At 61.9% G+C, this 4,875-nt stretch carries 4 protein-coding genes; 1 reads left to right on the plus strand and 3 read right to left on the minus strand.

Annotated elements, in window-relative coordinates:
• Positions 1-810: glycosyltransferase family 2 protein (locus SMC5_RS01220; RefSeq protein ID WP_165848913.1), on the plus strand; the 810-nt coding region annotated here is incomplete at its 5' end.
• 58 nt (positions 811-868) lie between these two features.
• On the opposite strand, the gene SMC5_RS01225 is transcribed toward SMC5_RS01220, so the two are convergent.
• The 3 genes from SMC5_RS01225 to SMC5_RS01235 all read right to left on the minus strand — a co-directional run.
• A complete protein-coding gene (locus SMC5_RS01225) occupies positions 869-3,274 on the minus strand; it encodes a hybrid sensor histidine kinase/response regulator (RefSeq protein WP_119119265.1) in 2,406 nt (801 codons plus the stop codon).
• A gap of 20 nt (positions 3,275-3,294) precedes the next feature.
• On the minus strand, positions 3,295-3,738 hold the full coding sequence (locus tag SMC5_RS01230) for a response regulator (protein WP_119119266.1): 444 nt from the start codon (positions 3,736-3,738) through the stop codon (positions 3,295-3,297).
• On the minus strand, positions 3,735-4,875 hold a 1,141-nt coding region (locus SMC5_RS01235), incomplete at its 5' end, for a sensor histidine kinase (RefSeq protein WP_207798946.1). The genes SMC5_RS01230 and SMC5_RS01235, both read right to left, overlap by 4 nt.

A 4,875-nucleotide genomic window follows, 5' to 3' on the forward strand; every position in this document is an offset into this window, starting at 1 on the left:
GCCAACTTCCTGCGCGAGGTCGACCGCTACGCGCAGACCGGCCATCGCGCCATCCAGGGGTATCTCGATATGAAAAACCCGGGAGACACCTGGATCTCGCTGTCGTATGCCATCGGATACTGGTATACCAACCGTTTCTGGGACCTTGCCCGCAGTAACATCGGCCTTGCTGCCATGCTGGGTGGAACGGGTTCCTGTATGGCTATGTCGCTCGTCGACGAGATCGGCTGGAACCCCCATTCCATCACCGAGGATCTGGAATTCACTATCAAGTGCGTCCTGCAGGGTGTTCGCCCGACCTGGGCGTGGGACGCGCACGTCTACGACGAGAAACCCCTCACTATGCGAGCCTCATGGAATCAGCGCATGCGCTGGATGCGGGGCCATTTCCAACTGGGCTTCCGCTACAGCGGGCCTCTGTGGAAGCGCTTCTTTACCCGATTCGACATAGCGGCACTCGACATCCTGGTCTACATTTCGCAGCCGATCTGGATGGTCTTCTCCTATCTCCTGATGCTCGCCAACATCGTCATTCACTTTGGGCATATGGCGGTACCCGCGTGGGCGTCGGCCGGCATCGTGCTCCCCTGGGTCTGGGTCGCGCTGTTTACACTCGAGTGGTTTGCCCCTCCGATGCTCGTCGCTGCCCTGCTGCTCGAGAAGGTCAAACCAAAGTACTGGTGGGGTGTCTTCATGTTCGCGGTGTACGGGCTGACATGGGTTCCGCTCGACTTCATCGCCCTCTTCACGCGCAACGACCAGACCTGGTTTCACACCATCCACAAGCAGGCCGCAATCCCCAGCAAGTAGCTCCTTTGGGGTCAGCTGCTCATTCCGACCCTGAGTGGTAAGTTCGCAGGCATCCTGCTCAGGTCCGCTTCATCAGCTGGTCGACGGTGTTCAGCAGCTGGTCCAGGTCGTACGGCTTGCCCAGGAACCCCTGGACGCTGTCCTCCTCAAGCATCTTCTTGACGGTGCCGTTGGAGGTGTACCCGGAATTCAGCAGGATGGGGACCGTGGGGTCCAGGGCCCGGATGGCCTGCACGACTTCGCCGTTAGTCATGCCCGGCATGGTCATGTCCAGCAGGATGAGCCCAATGCCTACCGGGTTCTCCCGCAGGACGTTGAGGGCCGATGCTCCGTCCGGTGCTGTCAGGACCGTATATCCGCTCCTGCTCAGAAGAGCTTGTGCGACCCCGCGCACGATTGGCTCATCTTCGACCACCAGGACCGTTCCCCCACGTACGTCCACAGAGGGGGGACTGGGAGTGAAGGATTGGGTGGATTCTTCCAGGCAGCGCGGCAGGTAGATATCGAAGGTCGCTCCCGAACATGTTTGTCCAATGTGAGGGGTGGGTTCCCCCGAGGATGTTCTTTCAATCCGAGGGGTGTTTTTCCCGACACCTTCCGTGGATCCTGCGGTGATCCATCCGCCGGCCTGCTTGACGGCACCGTAGACGATGGAGAGCCCCAGCCCCGTACCGGACCCCACCGGTTTGGTCGTGTAGAAGGGCTCGAAGAGATGCTGCATGATCTCCGAAGACATCCCAGGCCCCGTGTCTGTGACGCTCAGGTGGACGAACTCACCTGTGCGTGCATAGGAGTGTTCGTGGACATAACTCGTGTCGACGGTGACGTTCCTGGCACGGATGGTCAGTGTCCCCTTGCCCTTCATGGCATCACGTGCGTTCACTGCAAGGTTGAGCATGATCTGCGTCATCTGTGACTGGTCCAGCAGGACATTCCATGCCGTCTGCTCGTAGTCACGGACGATATTCATGGTGGCAGGCAGGGACTGCTTCAGTAGTGCCAGGGTCGCATCGAGGGCGGCCGTGAGATTGATGGGGACCGGCAGGACCACGGCCCTGCGACTGAAGGCGAGCAGACCCTTGGTCAGGTCAGCCGCCTGACGGGCGGAGGTCTCGGCTGCGTTCAGGTTTTCAAGCAACGGGTCTGCAGGGGGCAGGGTGCTGCGCATGAGGGCGATGTTGCCCAGGATGCCGGTCAGCATGTTGTTGAAATCGTGGGCGACGCCACCTGCCAACTGGCCGATGGCCTCCATCTTCTGGGACTGCAGCAGCTGCGCCTGCATGGTCCCCCTCTCTGCCTCGGCCCGCTTCCGGTCGGTGATGTCGAGGACAACGCCTGTCAAGGAGGAGACGTGGCCCTTGTCGTCCAGGGTCATTTCCCCGGGTTTTACCCAGACAGTATGAACGGAGCCGTCGGGCCACACGATGCGATACTCGAGGGGCTGCGGATTGTGATCCTTGATAATGGCCCTGTTCGACTCCTCGATGCGGGCTCGGTCGTCAGGGTGGATGGCACGCGCGATGACGTCCTGCACGGACCCGGTGAACGCATGCGGAGCAACCCCGAAGATGCGGCACATCTCATCCGACCAGACGAACTCGTCATGGGCTATGTCCCAGCGCCAGCTGCCGACGTGCGCCACAGCCTGCGCCTGTTGCAGGTCAGCCTCCGACATGCGCAACTTCTCCTCCATCTGCTTGCGGTCGGTGATGTCGCGGCCGGAGCCAACGATGGCGACGACCGTGCCCTGAGTGTCCAGTTCGGCGTGTGCGGTCCATTCGATCCATCGCCAGCCGCCCACGGTCATCGCGCGTTCCTCATAGTGGTAGGAGGGGGGCGGATGAAACAAGTCGACGACGGTGTGCTCGACGGACGGGAGGTCGTCGGGATGTACCAGTGGCTGGTAGCTTGAGTTCATCAGTTCCTGTGGCGTCTTGCCAAACAGCGCGCAGTACGTGGGACTGGCGTAGAGGAGCTGTTCTTCCGGGTCGGTCCTGACGATGAGGTCGGTCTGGCTTTCGACCAGGAGGCGGTAGCGTTTCTCGCTTTCTGCCAGTGCCTGCTCGGCATCGCGCTTGCGGCGACGCTCGTCTGCCTCGCGCAGCTCGCGCTGGACGGCGGGACCAAGCCGCGACAGGCGGTCCTTCATCACATAATCCGTGGCGCCATCCTTCATCAACTGGACTGCCATCTCCTCGCCGATTTTGCCCGATACGATGATGAACGGCACGTCCAGCCCGGTCTCCTTCAGGATGGCCAGCCCCTCAGTGGCCGAGAAGTGCGGCAGGCTGTAGTCGGCCAGTACCAAATCCCAGGTTCCCTGCGCCAGTGCGTCCCGCAGCTCTTCGGCTGTCTGGACACGCTGCGCTTGGACAACGTAGCCGGCATGCTCCACTTCGCGGACAATCAGCAGAGCATCGTCGGGGCTGTCTTCGATGATGATGATGCGCAGGGAGGGTTTCATCGGATGGCGTGGGCGTAGTGTCAGTGATTGACCGGCGCTGTCTGGTTCAGCACCAGCCAGTACAGGCCGAGTTGCCGTACGGCTTCCTGGAACTGGTTGAAGTCCACGGGCTTGCGGATGTAGCTGTTGGCTCCCAAGTCGTAGCTGGCGATAACGTCTCCCTCCTCGGAAGATGAGGTCAGGACCACCACGGGCAGCAGCCGCGTATGCGGGTCCGCCCGCATAGCGCGCAGGACCTCGAGCCCTCCCACCTTCGGCAGCTTCAGGTCCAGCAGGACGATCTGGGGCAGGTCGGCGGCAGGACGCCCCGCGTACTTGCCAGTCGCTGTCAGGTACTCCAGGGCCTCCTCCCCGTCGCGCGCGACGATGACTTCGTTGGCGATATTGTTCTTCTTGAGCGCCCGCAACGTAAGGGCGACATCGTCTGGATTGTCCTCGACTAGCAGGATGCTCTTGCCACTCATGGTTGTTCCCCCCTTGCAGAATATGATACATGCAGATCTGGAATCGTAAAATAGAACGTCGCTCCCCGGTCGACCTCGCCCTCCGCCCAGACGTCGCCGCCGTGGCGGCGGACTGCCCGCTGAATCGTCGCCAGCCCGATGCCGGTTCCAGGGAATTCTTCCTGTGCGTGTAGACGCTGAAAGGCCACAAACAACTTTTCCTTGTACTTGGCGTCGAATCCGGCTCCGTCATCGCGCACAAAGAACGCGGGGCCGTGCTCCGGGTCACGCACAGTCCCCACGCTGACGTGTGCCTGCTCGTGCTTGGACGTGAACTTCCAGGCGTTGCCCAGCAGGTTGACCAGCACGATACGCAGCAGCTGAGGGTCCCCCGTCGCGGCCATACCCGGCTCGATGCTCAGCTGGACGTCTCGCTGCGGGTCGTCCCGCGCCAGTTCCTCGGCCACGTCGGTTGCCAGCGCACTCATGTCGGTCTCCTGCACATGCATCTCCCTGCGAGTTACCCGTGACAGCAACAGCATGTCTTCGATAAGGCGTCCCATGCGCTGGGTGGCGCGCCGGACTCGTTCCAGGTCCTCGCGCCCCTCCTCTGGGACGGCGGACCCAAAGTCCTCGAGGAAAGCCTGGCTGAACCCGTCGATACTGCGCAGCGGGGAGCGCAGGTCATGCGAGACGGAGTAGCTGAATGCCTCCAACTCCTTGTTGGCCGCTTCGAGTTCGGCAGTCCTGCGGTGTACTCGTTCCTCGAGGTCCGCATTGAGCGCGCGGATTGCCTCCTCGCTCTTCCACAGCGCCTCCTCCATCTTCTTGCGGTCGGTGATGTCGAGGGCATAGACGCGCAGGGAGTCATCACCGGGCGGCGCTGCTACGACTCTGAGAAAGGTCGCCTTGCCAAGGTGCAGTTCCTGGGTCTGAGGGGTCTGCTCACACAGCGACCGCAGCAGGACGAGTTCCTCTGGTGTCCCTGGCAGGAACTGACGGGCGTCGGGGTCCAGACCGAGTTGTGCGAGCGTGGTCATCGCAGCTGGATTGACGAAGCGCACGGATCCGTCGCACCCTATCTCAATGATGCCATATGGGCTGAGTGCCGGGAATGACGCCAAGTGGGCCGCTTCCTCCTCCATCTTCTTGCGGTCG

This window comes from Candidatus Cryosericum odellii, from assembly GCF_003570935.1.
Lineage (GTDB): Bacteria > Caldisericota > Caldisericia > Cryosericales > Cryosericaceae > Cryosericum > Cryosericum odellii.

Excerpts from the sequence above, each read along its gene's own strand:
- SMC5_RS01230 (WP_119119266.1), bottom strand. The coding sequence starts at position 3,738 with ATGAGTGGCAAGAGCATCCTGCTAGTCGAGGACAATCCAGACGATGTC.
- SMC5_RS01225 (WP_119119265.1), bottom strand. The coding sequence starts at position 3,274 with ATGAAACCCTCCCTGCGCATCATCATCATCGAAGACAGCCCCGACGAT.